Genomic DNA, 23,020 nt, shown 5'->3' with positions numbered 1-23,020 from the left:
GAAATAAACAATTATTTCAATCAACTGCAATGAATAAAGGCTATATACTCTTCAGTTCGACTCACTAACAAAAATAATTCTCATTTTTATTTACCCGATTTAATTTCTTAGGTGACTTATAACAATGAAAATATTTTACTTGATCATATTTCAGGAAATTTATGGCAAATAATAGTCAAAAATTAGAAAAACGCCCAATTACAAGCGTGATCCAACACATTTTAAGAGGCACAGTATCAGGGACACTTGTGTTGAGTTCTGCCTTCTCCGGCTCTGCTTACGCGATAGAAAATCCAACGGAACAGAAATCTGAAAAGAAAAGTGAGGTAATAAAATTACCCTCACTTTCCGTTGTAGGAAGTTTACACAACAGCACCAGTGCGGGCAGTTCAGCGCTTAAAAAGGAAGATATTGACCGCACTCAGGCTGATAACGTTGCCCAGTTGCTCGATCAGCTTCCCGGTGTTTCAATGTCAGGTTCGCCGCGCCCCGGCGGGCAAACGCTGAATATCTGGGGAATGGGAGACCAAGAAGATATCAAAATTACACTGGATGATGCACCAAAAGGGTTCGAGAAGTATCGTCAGGGTTCCGTCTTTATTGAACCTGAGTTAATCAAACGTGTAGAGGTTGATAAAGGGCCACACAATTTACTCAACGGTAATGGCGGGTTTGGTGGCTCTGTCAAACTTGTGACAAAAGATGCGAACGATTTGCTGCGCCCTGATGAAGATTGGGGAGGCTTTATTAAACAGAGCTACCACACAAATGACAGGCAGTGGATCAGTAGCGGCGCAATATACGGCAGAGATCCCAATGGCTTTGCTGATGGGTTGCTCTATGTAAGCAAGCGCGATGGGCATAATATTAAACGCCCTGATGGCACACGTTTTGAGTTTTCACAAAACAACCAAACATCTTATTTATTGAAAACCAACGTTTATCCCAGTGACGCCCATACTGTGAGCCTGTCCGCTATGCGATCTGAATCGGACGGCTGGCAGCCTTGGGCGGCCAAACGTGATGAGATGACCGTTCCATCAGTCCAGGATGTAAACCAATACGGTTGGGATGGCGCCTGGAAAAGAAAACTGGTCTTTCGTGATCAAATCGATCAGAACTACACTGCCAAATGGAATATCGCACCGGAAAATAACCCATGGCTAAACCTGACGATGCTCTATGCCTATTCCAAAACCAAACAAGATGATAGCCGTCCAGACAATTCTTCCGTTTATTTCAGTGGGTTAATGGGAAATAAAAGCTGGGTTGATTACACCGATAATCTGGTTGATATCAACAATAAAAGCGTATTCTCAACAGGTATCATTGAACATGAATTACTGATGGGAACCCGTTGGCATAAAAACGAACGTAATGTATTGATATTTGATAAAGGCAGAATAAAGAATAAACAATACAACTATGGTTATTATCAACCAGGCTATATGCCTGCTGGTGATCAACTCACTTACAGCTTCTATATGCAGGATTCCCTGAAAATAGGTAGCGTCACCGTCACACCGGGTGTTCGCTATGATCATGTTAAAAATATGGGCAAAGAAAATAACGCATCCATATATAACGATAAATCACCAGAAGTCAATCATGACTATAGCAGTGTAACCTATACTGGTTGGTCACCTCATTTAGGCATTATGTGGCAAGCAAATAAAAACCTTTCGTTGTTTGCAGATATCAGCCATACATGGCGTGCACCAATAGTTGATGAACAATATGAGGTACAAGGGACCGGTAGCCTTAAAGGCTCCAGCCGTAATCTTGATGTTGAAAGAATGACAGGGATACGCCTCGGTGCAATTCTCGACTTCAATAATATGATGCTTGAAGATGACAGCTTGCAAATCCGTACCACCTTATTCCGTAACCGTGGCAAAGATGAAATCTTTAAAAGACGTGGGGTTTATTGTAAAGCCCAAGCCGATGGTTTAGTACCGTACTACGACTGTGAAAAACCACAAGCAAACTATCGCAACCTACCGGGATATACTATTGAGGGGCTGGAGGTAGAAACCTTCTATAATAGCCGCTCATTATTCGGAAAATTCTCGCTTTCTGCTATGCGTGGTCAGCGTGATACTTCTATGCGCGATCCATGGTCAGGGTATAAGTCCTGGATTGCGGAAATACCGCCAACTTCTGCCCATGCCATGTTAGGGTTCAAGATCCCACAATGGCAAATGGTAATGGGATGGAAAGGTGACTTTATCCGTAAACAAGACCGCTCGCCCGCTGATGGTGATCCAATGGTGGATTCCTGGGCATTCAAAAAGAGTAAAGGCTACGCCCTGCATGGCTTATTCGCAAGCTGGCGCCCTACTTTTATGGAAGGCTTTGAAGCCCGAATCACTGTCGATAACCTGTTCAACCGCAATTATTATCCATATTTAGGGGATACAGGGGATGCGATTTCGGGTATTGGCCGTAATTACAAGTTTAGTATTTCACAACAATTTTAACTGACATTTAGCCACTTAATTTCTCACCCTCTTAATTTTTAAGAGGGTGATGTCTGGAATGCTGCGTTGACTTCCTCTAGCCAAATACAAATAATAATTATTATTATCAAACTCATTCTATCCCATCAGGCAATAACATCATGGCGGTGCAAAAAAGCACATTTGGGCACAATAAAATCGCCCAGAAACTCTATTCCGATTACCACCATTGGTTATGCAGCTGGATCAGACAAAACAGTGCTTGCCCAAACCATGCCGAAGATCTCACCCATGAGATTTTCATCAAACTGATGCTATCTCCAGATCTGGAAAATATCCGCCAGCCAAGAGCTTTTTTAATGACGATAGCACGCAGAACCCTTTCCAATTACTATCGTAGAAAAAAGCTCGAAGACAACTATCTGGCACATATCAATACACTGCCTGAAATTTCATCAAACTCTTCTGAGCATCAACTCGTATTGTTAGAACAGCTAGAAAAGATAGATAAAACACTTGATGAGCTTCCGGCAAAAGTGCGGCAGGCTTTTTTGCTCACGCAACTGCAAGGCAGGTGTTACAAAGAAGTCGCGAAAGATTTAGATATCTCAACCAGTTCAGTAAAGAACTACTTACATCAGGCCCATAGAAAATGCCATCCTTTCAACACGCTTTGAATGATGATAGGCAAACATCTGACAACCTCACTGAACGGGCAGCAAAAACCCGCTGTTTATCTGGCAGCGGGTTACTTTTTTAATCGTAAAATCTTTTAACGGCATCATCGCATCAAAGAATACGATTCTTCTCCAACTGTGCAAGACGGTTAGCTTCCCTTGCCATGCGTTTTTTGCGGGCATCACAGGGTTCAGGGCAATCGCAAACTTTTTCCACACCAATGCTTCCCAAACCACCACAACTTCCCTGTATGCTCTTACGCTTAAAGATGTAGCCCAGTGCCATTCCTGCAAAGGCCAGCAGGAAAAAGATAAATGCGGCAATAAAGACTTCCATAACCTTCCCCCTCTCTTATTTCTTCTGTAAGTATGCCTTAAAAGCCGGGCTATAACGCTCTTCAAAACCGTCTTTGATTTTAACAATCATAAAGACCGGGATATTCAGTTTTTCAGCCACTTCCATGCCCTTTTCCGGCCCTAACACATCTAAGCCGGTAGAAAAGCCATCAGCACTCATACAGGTCTGAGCAATCACAGTGATTGAAACCAGATTATGCGTGATCGGCCTGCCGGTTTTAGGATTAATGGTGTGAGAGTAACGAACGCCATTCTGTTCAAAATAGTTACGGTAATCACCTGATGTTGCTACGGACATATTACCCGGCTCAATAATCTCTTGCGCACTCTGCGCCATACCACTATCCGATGGTTTTTCAATCGCTATCCGCCACGGATTCCCTTTGCCATTGTTACCCAATGTACGAACTTCCCCCCCAATATCCACCATGTAGTCTTTGATATTCTGGGATTCCAGATACTCAGCGACAACATCAACGCCATAACCTTTGGCAATGGAAGAAAGATCAACATAAAGTTCAGGAATAGATTTAATCAGATTATTTCCTTCAACAGACAAGTTATTGATGCCTGTCCAGGCACGACGGGTTGCTAATTCTTCATCCGTCGGCGCTTTAGTAATTCGTCCTTCCGGCCCGAATCCCCACAAATTCACCAATGGGCCAACAGTGACATCCAATGCGCCATCTGTCAGTTGATTGATTCGGATCGCTTCTTTGACAACTTTCGCTGTAGCGGCAGAAACCGGAAAAGGTTTATTCACTTCGCGGCTTTGATTAAAACGACTCAATTCAGAATTTGGCCGATAAGTGGACATCTGGTCGTTCACTTCTTCCAACAACCTGTCAATCTCTTTTTGCAGGTTTTCAGGAGCAGGTGAAGACGAATCAGCAACATATTTAACGGAGTAATATGTCCCCATTGTTTGCCCATTCAAGTTTTGTTGTTCAGGGCCACCACATGCCGCCAGCAGCACAACAGAAAACAACAATACACCCCAGTGGATAATTTTTTTACTCAGCATAATTCACTCTTTCTGAATCGTCAGCGCCCACTATGTGTGGGCGCTTGTCGTTAAATCAAAATGTGACTATACCCTTCTTATTCCAAGTCGCCGCTTTGTTGGTTATGCGACAATTCGAAATCTGTTGGGTTGCCATCAGCCGCCGAAATCATCCAACAGGATGTTTTCATCTTCTACGCCGAGGTCTTTCAACATTTTGATGACCGCTGCGTTCATAACCGGAGGCCCGCACATGTAGAACTCACAATCTTCTGGTGCCGGATGATCTTTCAGATAGTTTTCATACAGGACGTTATGGATAAAGCCTGTGTAACCATCCCAGTTATCTTCCGGCAGAGCATCAGATAATGCCACATTCCATGTGAAGTTCTCATTTTCTGCCGCCAGTTGGTCAAAATCTTCGGTATAGAACATTTCACGCTTGGAACGGGCACCATACCAGAAAGAGATCTTACGCTTGGAGTTCAAACGGTTGAGCTGATCGAAAATGTGAGAACGCATTGGTGCCATACCCGCACCACCACCGATGAAGATCATTTCAGCATCAGTATCTTTCGCAAAGAATTCACCGAATGGGCCGGAAATTGTTACCTTATCACCCGCTTTCAGTGACCAGATATAAGAAGACATGATACCTGGAGTAACATCCGGGTTTCTTGGTGGTGGCGTAGCGATACGCACGTTCAGCATGATAATGCCGTGTTCTTCTGGGTAGTTAGCCATTGAGTAAGCACGAACCGTCGGCTCGCTGACTTCAGAAACATAACGGAACAGATTGAATTTATCCCAATCTTCACGATATTCCTGCGGCACATCAAAATCAGAATAACGGGCAACGTGTGGAGGACATTCAATCTGAATGTAACCCCCTGCACGGAATGGAACGACTTCCCCATCAGGAATTTTCAGCTTCAATTCCTTAATGAAAGTTGCTTTGTTATCGTTGGAGATAACTTCACATTCCCATTTCTTAACGCCGAAGATTTCCTCTGGCAACTCGATTTTCAGGTCTTGCTTAACGTTAACCTGACATGCCAAACGGCAGCCTTCTTTCGCTTCACGCTTATTGATGTGAGAAAGCTCGGTTGGCAGGATATCACCACCGCCTTCCTTGATTTTCACACGGCACTGACCACAAGAGCCACCACCACCACAAGCAGAGGACACAAAAATCCCCTGATTGGAAAGCATATTCAACAACTTGTCACCAGCAGGAGCTGAGAAACTTTTATCCTCATCGCCGTTGACTTCAACTTTAATATCCCCGGTGTTCACTAACTTGGATTTTGCGAACAAAATCATTGCCGTCAGCACCAACACAATCAGGGTAAACATTACTACGCCTAGAATGATTATATCCATGAATTCTTCCCGCCTTTAGAGCTGCACACCGGAGAAGGACATAAAGCCCAATGCCATCAAACCGGTGGTGACAAAGGTGATCCCCAATCCTTTCAGACCAGCCGGAACATCCGCATATTTCATTTTTTCGCGGATAGCAGCCATCAGAACAATCGCCAGCATCCAGCCCATACCTGAACCGAAACCATATACGATGGATTCACCAAAGTTATAGTCACGCTGTGCCATGAAAGAAACACCACCGAAAATTGCACAGTTAACTGTAATCAACGGCAGGAAAATCCCCAGCGCATTGTAAAGAGCCGGTACATAACGGTCTAAGATCATTTCCAGGATCTGTACCAGTGCAGCAATCACCCCGATAAAGGTAATGAAGTTCAGGAAGCTCAGGTCAACCCCATCCATCAAGGCTCCGTCGCGGAGTACCAGATTATAGACAAGGTTATTGGCAGGAACAGAAATTCCCAGCACAACAGTAACAGCAACACCCAGGCCAAAAGCCGTCTTCACATTCTTTGATACCGCCAGAAACGTACACATACCGAGAAAGAAAGATAACGCCATATTCTCGATAAAGACTGCGCGGACAAACAAACTAATATAATGTTCCATTTTGTTTGTTACTCCTTCTCAACCTGCGCAGGTTTCAGCGTCCGCAGACCCCAAATCAGCATACCAATAATGAAGAATGCACTCGGCGCCAGCAGGAACAGGCCATTTGGCTGATACCAGCCGCCATTTTTGACAGATTCCAGCACCGTAATACCGAACAGTTTTCCTGAACCAAATAGTTCACGCAAAAAGCCGACCAATACCAGGATAACACCATAGCCTAAACCGTTACCGATACCATCCATGAAGCTTTCCACTGGCGGTGACTTCATGGCGTAGGCTTCAGCACGTCCCATAACGATACAGTTCGTGATGATAAGGCCAACAAACACCGATAACTGTTTGGAAATTTCGTAGGCATACGCCCGTAAAATCTGGTCTACCACGATAACCAGCGACGCAATGATCGCCATCTGTACAATGATTCGCACGCTGCCGGGGATATAGTTACGAATCAATGAAATGAAAAAGTTAGAAAATGCTGTTACCAGTGTTACAGCGATCGTCATAACCAATGCAGTTTCCAGTTTGGTAGTCACAGCCAGCGCTGAACAAACCCCCAAGACCTGTAATGCAATTGGGTTGTTATCAAACAGCGGCCCAAGAAGGACGCGTTTTATCTCTTTGTTATCAGCCATCTTTCAAGGCTCCTTCGCGCACTTTTTTCAGGAATGGGCCAAAACCGTTATCACCCAGCCAGAAATCAAACATATGCTGAACACCGTTAGAGGTCAGGGTCGCACCGGACAAACCATCCACTCCGTAAGGGTTATCACCCGCACCACCACGAACGATCTTAAGCGCAGGAACACCCTGTGGGTTATAGAGTTTTTTACCTACCCATTGCTTACGCCATTGTGGATTATCAACTTCACCACCCAAACCCGGAGTTTCACCATGAGAGTAGTAAGTGATGCCGTGGGATGTTACGCCATCAACATCAATGGAAATAAAGGCATACATCATTGACCACAACCCGGAGCCATATATTGGCAGAACCAATTCAGTGGTTTTGCCATGCTCATCCTTGACCAGATAAACTTCTGCTATATTGGCGCGACGACGGATTTTCGCCAAATCCTGCTCTGGGGACAAAGCAATGCTGGTTTCATCACTGCGAAGCGCATTGTTCAGGTCAAAATCACCATTGCCTTTTTCTAGCGTTGCTGTTTTCAAATCAAGCAATTCAGGTTGAATACGGCTGGTATAGGTTTCTTTGATTTCTGCTGTCGTCATATCGGGTTTCAATAAACCCGCTACATCCAGAATATTGCGCTGTTTATCCAGCAACTTTTGTTCCTGCTGCTGCGCTTTCAAGCCAACTGCTGAGCCGGCAACAACAATCGAACATACAAGACACAGCACAAAAACAACAAGAAACGTCCTGCCGATGCTGTCATTACTTTTTGGTTTATCATTAGCCACGGGCTTTTCTCCGCTTAATATTGGCCTGCACGACCAGATAATCGAACAGTGGCGCGAACAGGTTAGCGAACAGAATCGCCAACATCATCCCTTCTGGATAGGCTGGATTTACCACTCTGATCAAAATACACATAACACCAATCAGAATGCCGTATGCCCATTTCCCTTTATCCGTAAATGCAGCGGAAACCGGGTCAGTAGCCATAAAGATCATACCAAAAGCGAAGCCCCCCAGAACCATATGCCAGTACCATGGCATAGCGAACATTGGGTTGGTATCAGAACCAATCGCATTAAACAGGTAAGACGCTGCAATCATACCGGCCATCACACCAGCAACGATACGCCATGAAGCAATACGGGCGAACAGGATGATGGCACCGCCGATGAAAATCATCAGAGTGGAGACTTCACCAATTGAGCCGGGAATATTACCAATAAAAGCATCCATCCAGGTTACAGGTTGACCGGTAATAGTATTTACCAGACCATGGCTACCTGCGGTTGCCCACTGAGACAATGGCGTCGCCCCAGAAAAACCGTCAGCCGCAGTCCAAACCAAATCACCTGAAATCTGAGCTGGATAAGCAAAGAACAGGAAAGCACGGCCCGCCAACGCGGGGTTCAGGAAGTTACGACCTGTACCACCAAAGATCTCTTTCGCAACCACAACACCGAAAGTAATCCCCAATGCAGCCTGCCACAATGGCAGTGTTGGCGGAACAATCAATGCAAACAGAATGGAACTGACAAAGAAACCTTCGTTGATTTCATGTTTACGGATAATTGCGAATAAAACTTCCCAAAATCCACCAACAGCAAAAACAACAGCATAAATTGGCAGGAAATAGGTCGCTCCCAATAACATTTTACTGCCCCACCCGGCATCTGGTGTCAATGACGCACCAAGATACTGAGCAAGTACGTAATGCCAATCAGAAGACAATACCTGCTGTAAGGCATCTCCGTTGTATAAGTGGGTCAGGGCCGGAATTGCCTGATTACCGACGTTGTACATTCCCCAAAACATGGCAGGAAAGACAGATAGCCATACCAAAATCATCATACGTTTGAGATCGATGGCATCACGGACGTGAGAACGCCCTTTTGTTACTGTCCCCGGTGTATAGAAAACGGTGCTCACTGCCTCATAGAGAGGATAATATTTTTCCAGTTTGCCACCGGCCTCAAAGTGGTGTTCTACCTTTTCAAATAAATTTTTCAGGCCCATGAATTACCCTTCCAGCTCAATCTTAGTCAGCACGTCACGCAATACCTGACCGTACTCATATTTGCCGGGGCAAACATAGGTACACAGTGCCAAATCTTCCTCATCCAGCTCCAGACAACCCAGTGCCTGAGCACTGTCAGTGTCGCCTGCAAGCAAGTCACGCAGCAGGTGCGTTGCCATAATATCCAGTGGCATCACACGCTCGTAGTTGCCAATTGGCACCATTGAACGCTCTCCACCATTTGTTGTGGTTGAAAAAGCGAAACGTTTGTTTTTCAGGAAGTGACCAATCGTGGTACGGGTAATGGAGAACTTATTGGTTCCCGGTGCGATCCAACCGAACAGCTCTTTTTCACGGCCTTCAGTAAGAACTGAAACCAAAGTATGGAAACGACCAAGATAATGACGAACTTCATCTGATTTTGTACCCCACAATACAGAACCAGAAATAATGCGGTTTTCACCCTCTTTTAGCTGATCTTGCGTCAATTCCAGCAAATCAGCGCCCAATTGGGTGCGCACCAAACGGGGTGATTTAACCTGTGGCCCTGCCAGAGATACCACACGATCAGTGTAAAGCTCACCTGTAGTAAATAGCTTACCCATGGCAATGACATCCTGATAACCCAGATGCCATACCATTTTTTGGGCACTGACAGGTTCAATAAAATGAATATGGGTGCCAACCAGACCTGCGGGATGCGGGCCTGCAAACTGGTTATAGGTAATTTGAGCGTTGTTTCCTGCTGTTGGAATCTTTCCAGCGCTATGACAAACGTGGATTTTTCCATCTGTCAATTTTGACAGAATATTCAGGCCATCAACAAAAGCCTCTTCCTGTGTTGCAATAACGACCAACGGATCAGCAGCCAGTGGCTGGGTATCCATTGCCGTGACAAAGATTGCCTTTGGTGTGGAACCGGGAACAGGAGAACGACTGAAAGGACGTGTACGCAATGCGGTCCACAACCCGGATGCAAGCAGATTCTTTTCTACTTGTTCACGGCTCAGACCAGCCAGTTCTGTACGATCATAACGATCAAACGCGACTTTCTCATCACCACTCAATTCAATGACGACAGATTGCAGAACACGACGCTCACCACGCCCGATGGTTACAACTTTCCCGCTTGCGGGACTGGTGAAAACAACCCCTGGATTCTTCTTATCTTCAAAAAGAATTTGACCTTTTTTGACATACTCACCTTCCTTAACCAGCATAGAAGGACGCATTCCAACATACTCTTCGCCCAGTAAAGCAACGTGGCGAATTGTCGGACCATCTTCTATAACTTGGGCAGGCGCTCCTGCTATCGGGAGGTTGAGTCCTTTTTTAATTTTAATCATAAGATTTGCACAAGTTTATCAGTTAAATCATATGCTACAGATTACCCTGCGGTATTTCCTTGGGGTAATGCAGCGACTTCAGTAATAAAAAACACCTTGAGCGACATATGTCTCAAGTTATTCACTCCGATAATCGTTACAATTTTCTCTTAAGTTTCGCCGGCGGTAATTCTAACATCTCCCCCACTGACTGTCTGATTAATCAAGTGACTTAGCTCAAGCAAATAGGAATAATTTCTCTGCTAAACAGTTAATTACTCGGTAAAGGCGAATTCAACCCTCACTTTTACCTACAACAGTGGAATTTTTGACCAAAAAGTAACTTCACAGAAGCTGGAGATCACTGCTATCTTTTATTCTACATTTTGCCAAAACATGACAACCCTAAACCCAACATTTCATCAATTCACTACCTTTTTTACACGGTTATGCTATGAAAAAAACAGTTCCTTATCTTTCATTGAGCTTATTGTTATTACATGTGCCGCTTTTTGCTGCCGCGCAAAATGGTTTATCATGGCTCAATTCATCAACCGACAATTCATCAACCGAACAGGCGCCATTGAAACAAATTGGTGCCGAAATTTTCATTCAAATATTCAAGGAAGAAAAACTTCTTGAACTTTATACAAAAAACAGAGATGGCCGTTATCAATTAACCCAAAGCTACCCTATCTGTAATTACTCTGGCGGATTAGGCCCCAAAACACTTACCGGCGATTTCAAAAGCCCGGAAGGGTTTTACCATATCAGCATTAAACAGTTAAATCCGAATAGCCACTATTATCGGGCCATTAATCTGGGTTTTCCCAATGAGTTCGATAAATCCAAAGGTTATTCAGGCAATAATTTAATGATTCATGGTGAATGCAAATCTATCGGATGTTATGCCATGACCAATCGCTATATAGAAGAAATATACCAATACGCGGAAAAGGCACTTTATCATGGACAACATGAAATCAAGATCAATATTTATCCTTTCAGAATGACGTCGCAAAATATGAAACGGCATAAAAACAGCAACAACTACCTATTTTGGAAACAATTACAGCCCGCCTATGAGTATTTTGCCAACACAGGCATACCAGCCACTATCAGCGTAATAGACGGGCGATATGTTGTTAACGCAAAAATTAAAAATCCATCATCCTTCTGGGATACTGAATCAAACTATACGATTTCCAAGCTGAAATAACGCATAGTTTCCGGATTCAATCCGATGCCAATTTTCGTTCCCGGTTAAAGGTTGGGTGGCAATCACGGATACAACATCCCCTGGCTGGGTATGCTGCTGAAAATCAATTTCAACATCCTGATCCAGTAATTTAGCCTTGCCGAAAGGCGCACGACGCGTGATCCAATGTAATTGGGTTGAACAATAAGCCATGACAAATTCGCCATCTGACAACAGCATATTGAAAACACCTTTTGCCCTCAATTGATCAGCCAAAGATGCAATGAACTTAAAGACCGCAGGCCAATTGGAAGGACGTTTAGGATATTTCAAGGATAATTGATGTAATATCCAGCAAAATGCCCATTCACTGTCTGTTTCACCTACAGGGCTGTAATTCCCCGTTTTCAGCTTACTATATCCCTTCAGTTGTCCATTGTGGGCATAAGTCCAATATTTCCCCCATAGTTCACGGGTAAACGGATGGGTATTCACCAGAGAAACATTACCTCGGTTTGCCTGACGAATATGAGCCACAATCACTTCTGATTTGATCGGGTAGCCCTGTACAAATTGGGCCACCGGTGAGTGACAACTGGATTGGTGGTCTTTAAACGTCCTGTATCCCAATCCCTCATAGAAAGTGATCCCCCAGCCATCCTTGTGGGGGCCGGTATGCCCTCCACGCTGAATCAAGCCACTCAGACTAAAAACAATGTCTGTTGGCACATTGGCACTCATGCCAAGTAATTCACACATCGCCTACCCCTACCAAACTGCAATCAGGCTCTTACCATTTCTTTTTCAATCAACTGAATCAAGATATGAATCACTTTGATATGAATTTCCTGAATGCGATCCGCATAACCAAAATGTGGTACACGAATTTCAACATCGGCTGAGCCAGCCATTTTGCCGCCATCCTTACCCGTCAGTGTAATGACTTTCATTCCCTTAGCACGGGCGGCTTCAATCGCTTTGATGATATTGCCTGAATTCCCTGAAGTGGAAATGCCTAACAGCACATCACCTTTCTGGCCTACAGCTTCTAAGTAACGGGAAAATACATACTCATAACCAAAATCATTGCTCACGCAGGATAAATGGCTAGGATCGGAAATGGCAATCGCCGGATATCCCGGGCGGTTTTCGCGGTAACGGCCTGTCAATTCTTCCGCAAAATGCATGGCATCACAGTGCGAGCCACCATTGCCACAGGACAGCACTTTTCCTCCTGCCTTGAATGAATCAGCCAGCAAAACAGCCGCTTTTTGAATAGCGTCAATATTCGCATCATCGTTAAGGAATTTAGCCAGCGTGTCTGCGGCTTCAGATAATTCACTACGGATCAGATCTTGATACATGGACTCATACTCCTGAAAGGTCTGCGGGATTAATAACATCAGTTATTCAGTGTAACGGATTCCCCCTCCTGAAAGAAGATGCCATCACATCTCCATGAAACTATCACGTGTAAAACTACAATCACTTTGTGAGCTAGATTGTAATTAAGATGTAAATATATTGATAAAAGCCTTTTCCTCATCTAAAAAAGAAGGACATCACAACAGGTCAGACCTCTGACAACTCAACCTGAGATTTACAGGAGTTTTACTATGACCGCTCTCAGCATTATTTTGTTTTTAGTCTTGCTTGGCGGGCTTTGTTACCGCAAAGTCAGCCTGACACTCAGTAGCTTATTGCTTGTTGCCTATACTTTGGTCATGGGCATCACCAGCCTTTGGAGTTACTGGTTGCTGTTACCACTCGCAATTATCCTGTTCCCTCTTGTCTTTACACCAATACGTATTTCTCTCTTCTCTGCTCCCGGCTTAAAAGCTTTCCGCAAGGTTATGCCAAGCATGTCCACCACAGAGAAAGAAGCCATTGATGCAGGAACAACCTGGTGGGAAGGCGATCTATTCCGTGGCAGCCCTGACTGGCAAAAACTGCATAACTATCCAAAACCACAGTTATCCGCTGAAGAACAAGCATTTATTGATGGTCCGGTAGAAGTAGCCTGCCGCATGGCAAATGATTTCGAAATCACCCATGAATTGGCTGACTTACCGCCAGAACTTTGGACTTATCTGAAAGAACATCGCTTCTTTGCCATGATCATCAAGAAAGAATACGGTGGTCTGGAATTTTCCGCTTATGCCCAATCTCAGGTATTGCAAAAACTCGCAGGTGTCTCCGGTATTCTGGCGATTACTGTCGGTGTCCCTAACTCTCTGGGGCCGGGTGAATTGTTGCAACACTATGGTACTGATGAACAGAAAAAACGTTACCTGCCAGGTCTTGCCCGTGGCGAAGAAATGCCCTGCTTTGCCTTAACCAGCCCAGAAGCGGGTTCCGATGCCGGCGCTATCCCTGATACCGGCGTGGTCTGTATGGGTGAATGGCAAGGTGAACAAGTTCTTGGCATGCGCCTGAACTGGAATAAACGTTACATTACGCTTGCTCCTATCGCGACAGTGCTTGGATTGGCATTCAAACTGTACGATCCTGACCACCTGCTGGGAGATACCGAATCACTCGGCATTACCTGTGCTTTGATCCCAACTAGCACCCCCGGGGTTGAAATTGGTCAGCGACATTTCCCATTGAACGTCCCATTCCAGAATGGGCCAACTCGTGGGAAAGACATTTTCGTTCCTATCGATTACATCATTGGTGGGCCGAAAATGGCAGGCCAGGGCTGGCGTATGCTGGTTGAATGTCTGTCCGTTGGTCGTGGCATTACCCTGCCATCCAATGCGACCGGGGGATTGAAAAGCGCTGCAATGGCAATTGGTGCTTATTCCCATATTCGCCGCCAGTTCAAATTGCCTATTGGTAAAATGGAAGGTATCGAAGAACCATTGGCACGTATCGCAGGTAATTCTTACCTGATGGATGCGGCTGCGACCATGATTACCAGCGGCATCATGCAGGGCGAAAAACCGGCAGTTCTGTCTGCTATCGTGAAATACCATTGTACTCACAGAGGGCAACGCTCCATGATTGATGCAATGGATATCGCAGGCGGTAAAGGCATTTGTCTTGGGCCATCCAACTTCCTTGCCCGTAGCTATCAAGGCTCCCCCATTGCTATTACTGTAGAAGGTGCAAACATTCTGACCCGCAGCATGATCATCTTCGGTCAAGGTGCAATTCGTTGCCATCCTTATGTACTGGCTGAAATCGCAGCAGCAGAAGGTAACAATGTTAAAGCCTTTGATAAGGCCCTGTTTGGTCATTTAGGTCATGTTGCCAGCAATACCCTGCGCAGCTTGTGGCTTGGTATTACTAAAGGCAGAACCAGCAGTTCGCCAGTCAATGATGCAACTCGCCGTTATTACCAACAGATCAATCGGTTAAGTGCCAACCTTGCCCTGCTCTCTGATGTTTCAATGGGAGTATTGGGTGGCAGCCTGAAACGCCGTGAACGCATTTCAGCTCGTCTGGGAGACATTCTGAGCCAAATTTTCTTAGCTTCCGCTGCACTGAAACGCTATGAAGACGAAGACCGCCAGAAAGAAGATTTGCCATTGGTACAATGGGCAGTCGAAGATAGCCTGAACCAAGCAGAACTGGCTATGAACGATTTACTGCGCAATTTCCCTAACCGTTTAGTCGCAGGTTTAATGCGAGTAATTGTCTTCCCATTGGGCCGTGCACATACTGCACCATCCGATAAACTGGATCACAAGCTGGCCCAGATATTACAAACGCCTTCCGCAACCCGCAGCCGGATTGGGCGTGGACAATATCTGACCCCAAGTGAGCACAACCCTCACGGGTTATTGGAAGCCGCATTGCACGATATCATCGCCGCAGAGCCAATCCACGCACGTTTGAGCCGCGAAGCAGGCAAAAACCTGAGCTTTACTCGTCTGGATAAATTAGCTGAAACAGCATTGACAGAGCATAAGATCACTCAGGAAGAAGCGGATATCCTGAAACGTGCAGAAAACAGCCGACTGCGTTCAATCAATGTCGATGAGTTCGAGCCAGATGCGTTTGCTGTACCAAACCCTGCAAAAAAGCCTGAAAGTCAGCGTCAAACTAAAGCAGCCTGATGCTGACCAGAAAATATGATTAATAAAATACGGGGCAAATGCCCTGTATTTTATTTTAAACGGACTCCAACGATAACAACTCTTCTATTGTCTGGCGACGACGAATCAAACGTGCTTCTCCGCCGGTAAACATGATTTCAGGAATCAAAGGGCGGCTATTATAATTTGAAGACATCGATGCCCCGTAAGCGCCTGTATCGTGAAAGATCAGATAATCTCCAACACTTACCTGAGGCAGCATGCGCGGGATAACTTCTCCACCTTCCAACTGAGTAAAAACATCACCTGATTCGCATAGCGGCCCTGCAACGAGTGTTTCGCTCAGATTTGTTTCAGACAGATTCGTTTCCTGTAAATTTGCATCATCAGCAATGCCATTGATTGGCAAAACAGAAATATGGTGATAACTGCCATACATAGCCGGGCGCATCAAATCATTGAAACCGGCATCCGCCAACACATAATGACGGCTGCCCATAGATTTTACCGCCCGCACTTCTGCCATTAAGATCCCTGATTCAGCAACCAGAAAACGGCCGGGTTCAATTTCCAACTCAACATGATGCCCCACATGTTGCTCAATACGCTGACGGGCTTCATGCCATAAGCTGTAATAATGTTCGGTATCTACCGCTTCTTCACCGATTTTATAGGGGATTGATAATCCGCCTCCTGCTGAAATAGACTGAATATCTTCTCCGCATAATATGACCTGTTCTACCATCGCATTACATACATTAGCGAGATGCTGATAATCCACGCCTGAACCGATGTGCATATGCAGCCCCACCAGTTTCAAGCCATACTGATGGATCTTTTCAATCGCCAAAGGTAGATCCTGATACCAAATACCGTGTTTGCTATTTTCACCACCGGTATTAGTCTTTTGACTATGTCCATGCCCAAATCCAGGATTGATGCGCAACCAGACAGGATGACCAGACTGGCGTTCCCCAATCTGTTCCAACATATCAATAGAGCCAGTATTGACAGGAATATCCAACTCAATAACACGATGCAACGTTGCCTTATCAATCACATCGGCAGTAAAGACAATCTCCGATCTATCGCGCCCTGGTTGAAAGCCCGCATAAAGCGCACGTTCGATTTCCCCTAATGAAACCGCATCTACTTTCACACCCTGTCCTCTCATTAAACGCAGGATATGGGTATTGGAACACGCTTTCTGTGCGAACCGGATAACATCAAACTGTTTTAATTTTTTGATTTTCTTAATGATGTTATCACCATCATAAAGCCACAATGGTGTTCCGTATTGAACAGGTAATTGAAGTAAATTCTCAGGGGTAAAATTTTCCCCTAATCCATTAGGAAAAGTTGAGATTGCCATTGAAGTGCCTCACAGAATCAGCAGATGCTTCATTATTGACAACAATAAGGCAGGAATAAAAATATCCATTTAGCTATAGTCTATTCATTCATGATATCGATTAGTCTATTTTTCCATCAATAAGTAACAAGAGGTAAATAATATGCGTTCCTGCTCATGGCGGCACATAGAAATTTTTCATGCCGTAATGACCACTAAAAACCTGACTGATGCGGCAGTCTTATTGAAAACGTCACAACCAACCGTCAGCCGTGAACTCGCCCGTCTGGAACAGTTACTAAAATTCAAATTGTTTGATCGCATCAAAGGGCGCTTGTTTCCCACCGCACAAGGATTGCGGTTATTTGAAGAAGTACAGCGCTCTTATTATGGGCTGGAAAGAATAATCAACGCGGCTGACAGTATTCGCCAGTTTGAGCATGCCCAATTGTCCATTGCTTGCCTGCCTATGTTTTCTCAGTCTTTGCTGCCAAAAGCTTGCCGCAGCTTTATCCAATGTTATCCAGAAGCAAAATTGACCATCATTCCACAAGAATCTCCTCTCTTAGAGGAATGGCTCTCAGCACAACGCCATGATATTGGCCTGACCGAGCACTTACAGACTCCCGCAGGTACTGAGCAAGATACATTGATCACCTTAAATGAAGTTTGTGTCTTGCCTATTCATCATCCACTCTGTCAAAAATCACAATTGACCCCGGCAGATTTTCACGGACAAAAATTTATCAGCTTATCGATCACAGACAGTTACCGACAGCTCATTGACACGATCTTTACTGAGCATCATGTCAATCGCAATATGGTAATGGAAACTCATAGTGCGGCCTCAATTTGTGCCATGATCAACGAAGGTATTGGTTTATCGATCGTCAACCCACTCACTGCGCTGGATTATTTAGATAACAAGGCAGGGATCTGCATCCGGCCATTCAGTATCGATATTCCCTTTACAGTGAGTTTAATTAAACCCATACACCGCCCCTCTTCAGAGCCTGTTGAAATCTTTATTCATCATTTAAAACAACAAGCCGCTCAGTTTCCCTTAAAGTTAGCATCCGCTTTTCAGCATTAACTGTTGCCAATGAGGCGATGTTGTAAACCACTCCACCAGGAAATCCAACAACGCCCGAAGAGTCGCGGGCATATTCTGGCGGCTGCTATAGATGCCATAGATCCCCATTGCCTGTGGTTGATAATCAGGTAACAACTCAACCAACTTCCCGGACTTCAAATGAGAAGAAACAGAATAGTAAGGCTGCATTGCTATCCCCGCTCCCTGCAAAGTCGCTTCCATTAATACTGTCGATTCATTAGCACTTAACGTACCGCAGACGGGAACTGAATATTTCTCGTGCTGTTTTTCAAACAGCCATAAACTTTTGCCAAAAAAGTTATAAGTCAGGCAATTATGTGATGCCAAATCCGCCGGGTTTTGGGGAATAGATTTTCCAGCTAAATAAGAAGGGGCGGCACAAACAACAGAATGACAAGTCGATAATGGTCGGGCAATCAGGTTGGGTTCCAGATTATTAGTAATACGGATCGCTAAATCAATCCGTTCCTCAATCAAGTTGATGGCTTTATTATTCATTTGCAGATTGACAGCGATCTGTGGATATAGCCGCATAAATTCAGGTATCGCAACTGACAGCGCACTGATACTCAATGATTGGGAACAACTCAGCCGCAATAATCCTTTCAACGTCTGCGCTTCCAAAGATTGCTGTACCGGCATTGCTTCCGCTAATTCCATCAACTTTAGACTACGTTGATAAGCACTCTCTCCTGCCGAGGTCAGGCTAATCTTGCGTGTTGTGCGATGTAATAAGCGAATACCTGCCCATTTTTCCATTTCAGCTAAATACCGGGATACCATCGCTCTCGACATATCCAAACGTTCTGCTGCCGCGATTAAACTTCCTTGCTCAACAATCGTGACAAATACCTGTGCTGCTGTGACCCTATCCATTTTAACCGCCTCATTCCTCGCTCTGATTAGAACGATATATGCAACAAATAATTGCTTATTTTGTGGTTTTTCAATCGAAAAATGCAACTTATCATACATGCCATTCAAGCAAATAAGTATTTTGATATAGGAATTCGATGATGGCTCGCAAAACAACATCAAATATCGCTCTGGCGGCGACCCTTTCTTTGGGAATGGCATCACTGGCCCAAGCAGCCGACCTCAAACTGGATATCTACAATCCGGGCGAAAAAGGCATTTTCCCTGTTTCTTCTGAAATCATCAGTGGCGATCGTGAGGTTGTTCTGATCGATGCCCAGTTTAAGAAAAATGATGCTCAAGAATTAGTGAAAATGATCCAGCAGACAGGTAAGAAACTGACAACGATCTATATCAGCCAATCCGATCCTGATTTTTACTTTGGCCTTGATGTCATCACCGAAGCCTTCCCGAAAGCCAAGGTCATTGCATCACCGGAAACCATCAAAGCGATCAATGAAACCAAAGACGGTAAATTAGCCTATTGGGGTGGAATTCTTGCCGATCAGGCGCCTAAGAAAGTCATTGTACCTGAACCACTAAAAGGAAATACTTTCACCATTGATGGCGAAAAACTGATTGTTGAAGGTTTGGACGGTCCGGCTCCTGATCGTACTTTTGTTTGGGTGCCCAAACTGAAAGCGGTTGTCGGTGGTGTCACGGTTTCTGACAATATTCATGTATGGATTGCAGACACTCAAACCAAAGAGTCTCGTCAACATTGGATGCAAACATTGGATCGAATCAAGAGCTTAAAACCTGAAACGGTTGTACCAGGCCATTATCTGGGGAATTCATCAATGACGTTAGATTCCGTAACCTTCACGCAAAATTATCTGACCACATTGGAAAAAAAATTACCAAAAGCAAAAGATGCCGATGCGTTGATTACCGCGATGAAAAATCACTATCCAGACCTTGCTGATGAATCCAGCCTTGAACTAAGTGCCAAGGTATTAAAAGGCGAAATGAAGTGGCCTCAGTAAGTTGAATCAGTAAGTTAAAAATAATATTCAACAACGCCCTCCAGAGAAACAGCAATATTAAAAAAGCATCTAAAAAAATCCGGTAGTTATACCGGATTTTTTTAATAGGGTTAATTTATTCAATATCTAAGACGTGTTGACGTTTTATGAAGAGAATTTGAACAGCATGATAATTTGGTATGGGCAAGATAAGCCCATCGGTGTGGTGGTGCTTAACCGCCTGCTGCGGTGGTACAGCCTATTAATTCGATAGGTAGTAGTGTATTCACCTATAAGTACAATGCCATGTAAAGTAGACGTTCAGTGAGATAGCCTGCATCACCCAACGATGAGAAAGGCGAAGGTGGCAGTAACGAGCAGGTGAGGAAAAACGAGTCCGGTTAAGCAAAACTGCCGATAAGGCATTCATGTCAAAAAATAATAAATGTGCTGAACGTGTTCGGTGATTTCACATCAGAAGGTATTTTGCACAGTTGATTTCGCCGATTGCCTGCGAATCGCAGGCCGATAAACGGCTGCCTCCTCTGCCTTTCCGTCGGAAGATTTATCACAATATCAGACGAGGATAGCATTATGAGCAATAACCGTATAATCGGCAGCTTAACGATCCGGAAAAAGCTGCTGATTGTTTTAACTTGGTTGGCCATCAGCCCGATGACGCTGGCAGATACCTTAACCCGCGATAACGGTGCTCCGGTAGGAGATAATCAGAATTCTCAGACTGCCGGCTCCGGTGGCTCGGTGCTGTTGCAGGATGTACAGTTACTACAAAAGCTGCAACGTTTCGATCGCGAGCGCACCCCTGAGCGTGTAGTGCATGCACGCGGCACCGGGGCGCACGGGGAGTTCACTGCTACAGCGGATATCTCCAATCTGACCATTGCGAAAGTGTTTACTGTCGGCAGCAAAACCCCTGTGTTTGTCCGATTCTCAAGCGTTATACACGGCAACCACTCGCCGGAAACACTGCGCGACCCGCGCGGTTTTGCGACCAAGTTTTATACAACAGAAGGTAACTGGGATCTGGTCGGCAACAACTTTCCCACCTTTTTTATCCGTGATGCCATCAAGTTTCCGGATATGGTGCATGCTTTTAAGCCAGACCCTCGTACTAATCTTGATAACGATGCTCGCCGCTTCGATTTCTTTTCACATGTACCAGAATCGATCCGCACACTGACGTTACTGTATTCCAATGAAGGAACCCCGGCTTCTTATCGCAATATGGACGGCAATAGCGTTCATGCCTATAAGCTGGTAAACGCCAAAGGAAAAGTGCATTACGTGAAGTTTCATTGGAAGACCCTGCAAGGAGTAAAAAATCTAGATCCCTTGCAGGTTGAACAGATACAGGGCAAAGACTACAGCCATATGACGCACGATTTGGTAGCGGCAATCAATCGCGGCGATTATCCAAAATGGGATCTCTACATCCAAATATTGAAACCAGAGGATTTGAAGAAATTTGATTTTGACCCTCTAGATGCCACTAAAATTTGGCCAGATGTGCCGGAAAGAAAAATCGGCCAGATGGTGCTGAATAAAAACCCAGACAATGTGTTTCAAGAGATCGAACAGGTAGCTATGGCCCCTTCCAATCTGGTTCCTGGAATTGAGCCTTCAGAAGACAAACTGTTGCAAGGGCGCCTGTTCGCATATGCTGATACGCAGTTTTACCGCATTGGTGCAAACGGGTTGAGTCTGCCAATTAACCGACCACGCAGCCCGGTTAACAACGGCAACCAGGACGGCAGCCTCAACAGCAATCACACACAGGATAAGGGCGTGAACTACCAGCCGAGCCGCCTATACCCGCGCGAAGAGCTGGTTTCCGCACGCTACAGCCAAGCGCCACTGGAAGGCACCACGCAGCAAAATAAAATCCAGCGCGAGCAGAACTTTAAGCAGACTGGCGAGCTGTACCGCGGTTACAGCAAGAAAGAGCAGGACGATCTGGTGAACAGCCTAGGCGCATCGTTGGCCGACACAGATATGAAAAGCAAGCACATCATGCTTTCCTATTTTTACAAGGCAGATAAGGACTACGGCACGCGACTGACCAACGTGGCGAAAGGGGATTTGGCAACGGTACAAAAATTGGCAGATAAGCTCTCTGATTAATTTTAAGTGATACGCGCCCGCACTGTGGTGTGGGCTGTCACACATGCTGATGAGGAAAACGCGATGAAATTGCTCTATCTGCTGCTTTGCCTGTTGGCCGCCTCCGCTTTTGCCGCACCGAAACCGGCCCCCACCAATGAGCTAAATGAGCTACAGGTTAAACAACAGCTAAATAACTACTTGTGGGATGCTGCGCGGAAAGGAGATGGCGACGTGATCGATAGCTTTATTGCCGCCAAATATAATCTTAATGTACAGGACGATCACGGTTATACAGCGGTGATCCTTGCCGCCTACCACGGTCATGCGGCTGCGGTGGAGAGCCTGCTTAATGCCGGGGCTGACCCTTGCGTGCGCGATAAGCGGGGCAATACCGCGCTGATGGGGGCGATTTTCAAGGGAGAGGTGAAAATTTCCCGTCGGCTGATCGCCGCCAAGTGCAATCCGGATACGCGCAACAATGCCGGACAAACGGCGGCCATGTATGCCTCTCTGTTCCAGCGCCACGAGCTGCTGGCAGAACTCAAGGCCAAAGGAGCCGACATGCACGCTACAGATGCCAACGGTAACAGCGTCGCAGCGCTGGCGCGGGGGGAAATCAACGGCCATTAAGGGAGGCCACGCTGGAACCGCCGACAGTTTTGTCACTCAGTCGGCGGCCATTGCTGAACAGCATCGAAGTACGCGCAAAACCATCAGGCATTCAGAAATTATACCGAACAACAAGGGATGACGGCGGTTATTACGACAAATTGGTACGAAATTACGCCAGCACGTTAGCACTGGCGTTTGTCATTATATGACTACCGATGTGGGGCG

At 45.3% G+C, this 23,020-nt stretch carries 21 protein-coding genes; 9 read left to right on the top strand and 12 right to left on the bottom strand.

All coding sequences use genetic code 11. From position 1 onward, the window contains the following. Window positions 1–161: 161 nt before the first annotated feature. Both Xenpb_RS03630 and Xenpb_RS03625 read left to right on the top strand, forming a co-directional pair. Window positions 162–2,480, top strand: coding sequence for a TonB-dependent hemoglobin/transferrin/lactoferrin family receptor (locus Xenpb_RS03630; protein ID WP_187653141.1), 2,319 nt, complete (start codon window positions 162–164; stop codon window positions 2,478–2,480). Between the two features lie 140 nt (window positions 2,481–2,620). Then, window positions 2,621–3,136, top strand: coding sequence for a sigma-70 family RNA polymerase sigma factor (locus Xenpb_RS03625; RefSeq protein WP_187653140.1), 516 nt, complete (start codon window positions 2,621–2,623; stop codon window positions 3,134–3,136). A 112-nt stretch (window positions 3,137–3,248) separates the two neighbouring features. Here the strand turns inward: Xenpb_RS03625 and nqrM are convergent, their stop codons facing one another. From nqrM to Xenpb_RS03585, 8 genes are all read right to left on the bottom strand, one after another. Next, entirely contained in the window at window positions 3,249–3,473 is a 225-nt protein-coding gene (nqrM, locus tag Xenpb_RS03620; RefSeq protein ID WP_099114732.1) for a (Na+)-NQR maturation NqrM, read from the bottom strand. A 15-nt stretch (window positions 3,474–3,488) separates the two neighbouring features. Then, window positions 3,489–4,517 (bottom strand): FAD:protein FMN transferase, encoded by a 1,029-nt coding sequence (locus tag Xenpb_RS03615; RefSeq protein WP_187653139.1) that lies wholly within the window; start codon window positions 4,515–4,517, stop codon window positions 3,489–3,491. Between the two features lie 135 nt (window positions 4,518–4,652). Further along, window positions 4,653–5,879: an NADH:ubiquinone reductase (Na(+)-transporting) subunit F gene (nqrF, locus tag Xenpb_RS03610; RefSeq protein ID WP_187653138.1), complete on the bottom strand. Its 1,227-nt coding sequence runs from the start codon at window positions 5,877–5,879 to the stop codon at window positions 4,653–4,655. Window positions 5,880–5,894: 15 nt separating this feature from the next. Then, window positions 5,895–6,491 (bottom strand): NADH:ubiquinone reductase (Na(+)-transporting) subunit E, encoded by a 597-nt coding sequence (gene nqrE, locus Xenpb_RS03605; protein WP_086107962.1) that lies wholly within the window; start codon window positions 6,489–6,491, stop codon window positions 5,895–5,897. 8 nt (window positions 6,492–6,499) lie between these two features. Continuing rightward, window positions 6,500–7,129: an NADH:ubiquinone reductase (Na(+)-transporting) subunit D gene (locus tag Xenpb_RS03600; protein WP_187653137.1), complete on the bottom strand. Its 630-nt coding sequence runs from the start codon at window positions 7,127–7,129 to the stop codon at window positions 6,500–6,502. Then, window positions 7,122–7,916, bottom strand: a complete 795-nt coding sequence (locus Xenpb_RS03595) for a Na(+)-translocating NADH-quinone reductase subunit C (protein ID WP_187653136.1) — start codon at window positions 7,914–7,916, stop codon at window positions 7,122–7,124. Before Xenpb_RS03595 ends, Xenpb_RS03600 begins: the two co-directional genes overlap by 8 nt. Then, complete coding sequence (locus Xenpb_RS03590) at window positions 7,909–9,147, bottom strand: NADH:ubiquinone reductase (Na(+)-transporting) subunit B (RefSeq protein ID WP_187653135.1); 1,239 nt, start codon at window positions 9,145–9,147, stop codon at window positions 7,909–7,911. The genes Xenpb_RS03595 and Xenpb_RS03590 overlap by 8 nt, the downstream gene beginning before the upstream one ends. A 3-nt stretch (window positions 9,148–9,150) precedes the next feature. Beyond that, window positions 9,151–10,494, bottom strand: a complete 1,344-nt coding sequence (locus Xenpb_RS03585; protein ID WP_187653134.1) for a Na(+)-translocating NADH-quinone reductase subunit A — start codon at window positions 10,492–10,494, stop codon at window positions 9,151–9,153. 433 nt (window positions 10,495–10,927) lie between these two features. Here Xenpb_RS03585 and Xenpb_RS03580 point away from each other — a divergent pair, with 433 nt between their 5' ends. Beyond that, the gene (locus tag Xenpb_RS03580; RefSeq protein ID WP_187653133.1) at window positions 10,928–11,692 is read left to right on the top strand and encodes a murein L,D-transpeptidase family protein; all 765 of its coding nucleotides are present in this window, start codon (window positions 10,928–10,930) and stop codon (window positions 11,690–11,692) included. Here the strand turns inward: Xenpb_RS03580 and Xenpb_RS03575 are convergent. Further along, window positions 11,663–12,430 carry a class II glutamine amidotransferase gene (locus Xenpb_RS03575; RefSeq protein WP_187653132.1) on the bottom strand — a complete coding sequence of 256 codons (768 nt, stop codon included), beginning with the start codon at window positions 12,428–12,430 and terminating at the stop codon, window positions 11,663–11,665. The genes Xenpb_RS03580 and Xenpb_RS03575 overlap by 30 nt on opposite strands. A gap of 23 nt (window positions 12,431–12,453) precedes the next feature. Further along, window positions 12,454–13,035, bottom strand: coding sequence for a D-sedoheptulose 7-phosphate isomerase (gene lpcA / locus Xenpb_RS03570; protein WP_187653131.1), 582 nt, complete (start codon window positions 13,033–13,035; stop codon window positions 12,454–12,456). A 252-nt stretch (window positions 13,036–13,287) separates the two neighbouring features. On the opposite strand from lpcA, the gene fadE reads away from it, so the two are divergent. After that, window positions 13,288–15,735, top strand: a complete 2,448-nt coding sequence (gene fadE, locus Xenpb_RS03565; RefSeq protein WP_187653130.1) for an acyl-CoA dehydrogenase FadE — start codon at window positions 13,288–13,290, stop codon at window positions 15,733–15,735. A 55-nt stretch (window positions 15,736–15,790) separates the two neighbouring features. Here the strand turns inward: fadE and lysA are convergent, their stop codons facing one another. Further along, window positions 15,791–17,086 (bottom strand): diaminopimelate decarboxylase, encoded by a 1,296-nt coding sequence (gene lysA / locus Xenpb_RS03560; protein WP_187653129.1) that lies wholly within the window; start codon window positions 17,084–17,086, stop codon window positions 15,791–15,793. 142 nt (window positions 17,087–17,228) lie between these two features. Between lysA and Xenpb_RS03555 the strand changes: the two genes are divergently transcribed. Next, window positions 17,229–18,158: a LysR family transcriptional regulator gene (locus Xenpb_RS03555; protein ID WP_187653128.1), complete on the top strand. Its 930-nt coding sequence runs from the start codon at window positions 17,229–17,231 to the stop codon at window positions 18,156–18,158. Here Xenpb_RS03555 and Xenpb_RS03550 read toward each other — a convergent pair. Continuing rightward, on the bottom strand, window positions 18,135–19,055 hold the full coding sequence (locus tag Xenpb_RS03550; RefSeq protein ID WP_187653127.1) for a LysR family transcriptional regulator: 921 nt from the start codon (window positions 19,053–19,055) through the stop codon (window positions 18,135–18,137). The two genes, Xenpb_RS03555 and Xenpb_RS03550, sit on opposite strands and share 24 nt — an antisense overlap. 140 nt (window positions 19,056–19,195) lie before the next feature. Between Xenpb_RS03550 and Xenpb_RS03545 the strand changes: the two genes are divergently transcribed. From Xenpb_RS03545 to Xenpb_RS03530, 4 genes are all read left to right on the top strand, one after another. Continuing rightward, the gene (locus tag Xenpb_RS03545) at window positions 19,196–20,080 is read left to right on the top strand and encodes an MBL fold metallo-hydrolase (RefSeq protein WP_187653309.1); all 885 of its coding nucleotides are present in this window, start codon (window positions 19,196–19,198) and stop codon (window positions 20,078–20,080) included. 654 nt (window positions 20,081–20,734) lie between these two features. Beyond that, window positions 20,735–22,201, top strand: a complete 1,467-nt coding sequence (gene katB / locus Xenpb_RS03540) for a catalase KatB (RefSeq protein ID WP_222942865.1) — start codon at window positions 20,735–20,737, stop codon at window positions 22,199–22,201. A gap of 63 nt (window positions 22,202–22,264) precedes the next feature. After that, a complete protein-coding gene (locus Xenpb_RS03535; RefSeq protein WP_187653125.1) occupies window positions 22,265–22,813 on the top strand; it encodes an ankyrin repeat domain-containing protein in 549 nt (182 codons plus the stop codon). 29 nt (window positions 22,814–22,842) lie between these two features. Further along, window positions 22,843–23,004: a hypothetical protein gene (locus Xenpb_RS03530; RefSeq protein WP_187653319.1), complete on the top strand. Its 162-nt coding sequence runs from the start codon at window positions 22,843–22,845 to the stop codon at window positions 23,002–23,004. Window positions 23,005–23,020 lie beyond the last annotated feature (16 nt).

The organism is Xenorhabdus sp. PB62.4 (assembly GCF_014467285.1).
Classification (GTDB): domain Bacteria; phylum Pseudomonadota; class Gammaproteobacteria; order Enterobacterales; family Enterobacteriaceae; genus Xenorhabdus.
This window is presented reverse-complemented; position numbering and strand designations above follow the sequence as displayed.

Bases quoted from the DNA above. Each gene is read 5' to 3' on its own strand.
- Xenpb_RS03580 (WP_187653133.1), top strand. From the start codon at position 10,928: ATGAAAAAAACAGTTCCTTATCTTTCATTGAGCTTATTGTTATTACAT.
- katB (WP_222942865.1), top strand. From the start codon at position 20,735: ATGACGCTGGCAGATACCTTAACCCGCGATAACGGTGCTCCGGTAGGA.
- nqrF (WP_187653138.1), bottom strand. From the start codon at position 5,879: ATGGATATAATCATTCTAGGCGTAGTAATGTTTACCCTGATTGTGTTG.
- Xenpb_RS03590 (WP_187653135.1), bottom strand. From the start codon at position 9,147: ATGGGCCTGAAAAATTTATTTGAAAAGGTAGAACACCACTTTGAGGCC.
- Xenpb_RS03600 (WP_187653137.1), bottom strand. From the start codon at position 7,129: ATGGCTGATAACAAAGAGATAAAACGCGTCCTTCTTGGGCCGCTGTTT.
- fadE (WP_187653130.1), top strand. From the start codon at position 13,288: ATGACCGCTCTCAGCATTATTTTGTTTTTAGTCTTGCTTGGCGGGCTT.
- Xenpb_RS03625 (WP_187653140.1), top strand. From the start codon at position 2,621: ATGGCGGTGCAAAAAAGCACATTTGGGCACAATAAAATCGCCCAGAAA.
- Xenpb_RS03585 (WP_187653134.1), bottom strand. From the start codon at position 10,494: ATGATTAAAATTAAAAAAGGACTCAACCTCCCGATAGCAGGAGCGCCT.
- nqrE (WP_086107962.1), bottom strand. From the start codon at position 6,491: ATGGAACATTATATTAGTTTGTTTGTCCGCGCAGTCTTTATCGAGAAT.
- lysA (WP_187653129.1), bottom strand. From the start codon at position 17,086: ATGGCAATCTCAACTTTTCCTAATGGATTAGGGGAAAATTTTACCCCT.
- Xenpb_RS03545 (WP_187653309.1), top strand. From the start codon at position 19,196: ATGGCTCGCAAAACAACATCAAATATCGCTCTGGCGGCGACCCTTTCT.
- Xenpb_RS03615 (WP_187653139.1), bottom strand. From the start codon at position 4,517: ATGCTGAGTAAAAAAATTATCCACTGGGGTGTATTGTTGTTTTCTGTT.
- Xenpb_RS03550 (WP_187653127.1), bottom strand. From the start codon at position 19,055: ATGGATAGGGTCACAGCAGCACAGGTATTTGTCACGATTGTTGAGCAA.
- lpcA (WP_187653131.1), bottom strand. From the start codon at position 13,035: ATGTATCAAGATCTGATCCGTAGTGAATTATCTGAAGCCGCAGACACG.
- Xenpb_RS03535 (WP_187653125.1), top strand. From the start codon at position 22,265: ATGAAATTGCTCTATCTGCTGCTTTGCCTGTTGGCCGCCTCCGCTTTT.
- nqrM (WP_099114732.1), bottom strand. From the start codon at position 3,473: ATGGAAGTCTTTATTGCCGCATTTATCTTTTTCCTGCTGGCCTTTGCA.
- Xenpb_RS03575 (WP_187653132.1), bottom strand. From the start codon at position 12,430: ATGTGTGAATTACTTGGCATGAGTGCCAATGTGCCAACAGACATTGTT.
- Xenpb_RS03630 (WP_187653141.1), top strand. From the start codon at position 162: ATGGCAAATAATAGTCAAAAATTAGAAAAACGCCCAATTACAAGCGTG.
- Xenpb_RS03555 (WP_187653128.1), top strand. From the start codon at position 17,229: ATGCGTTCCTGCTCATGGCGGCACATAGAAATTTTTCATGCCGTAATG.